At 71.3% G+C, this 623-nt stretch carries 1 pseudogene; it reads left to right on the top strand.

Annotation, left to right across the window (positions count from 1 at the left end):
- Nucleotides 1–623: pseudogene (locus LPA54_RS34960) on the top strand (type IV secretion protein Rhs); the annotation flags it as partial.

Here is a 623-nt window from a genome sequence, read left to right as displayed (position 1 = left end):
CTCTCCGAGACGGTCGACGGCCGCACCCTCACCTGCACCTACGACGACTTCGGCCGCCGCACGGCCCGCACGACCCCCTCGGGCGTGACCACGACATGGGCCTACGACGCGACGGGCCGCGGCGTCGGCATGACGGCCTCGGGCCGCACGATCGACTTCACGTACGACCCGACGGGCCGGGAAGTGACGCGCCGCATAGGCGAAGGACTCACTCTGACCCAGGCGTACGACGCCTTGGGGCGTCTGACCACCCAGTCGGTGACAGGCCCGCACAGCCGCTCCGTGCAACACCGCGCTTATGCCTACCGAGCCGACGGCAACCTGATCGGCATCGAGGACCAGCTCTCCGGCACGCGCCGCTTCGAACAGGACCCGACGGGCCGCGTGACGGCCGTGCACGCCGCGAACTGGACGGAGCGCTACGCCTACGACGAGGCCGGCAACCAGACCTCGGCGTCATGGCCGACCTCGCATCCGGGCGGCGAGGCGACCGGTGCCCGCGACTACGCGGGCACCCGCATCACCCGAGCCGGCCGCGTCCGCTACGAACACGACGCCCTGGGCCGTACCACCCTCCGCCAGAAGTCACGCCTGTCCCGCAAGCCGGACACATGGCACTACAC

It is taken from the genome of Streptomyces sp. DH12 (assembly GCF_020873895.1).
GTDB lineage: Bacteria > Actinomycetota > Actinomycetes > Streptomycetales > Streptomycetaceae > Streptomyces.
The sequence above is the reverse complement of the archived record's forward strand: the minus strand, read 5'-3'. Positions and strand labels throughout refer to the sequence as shown.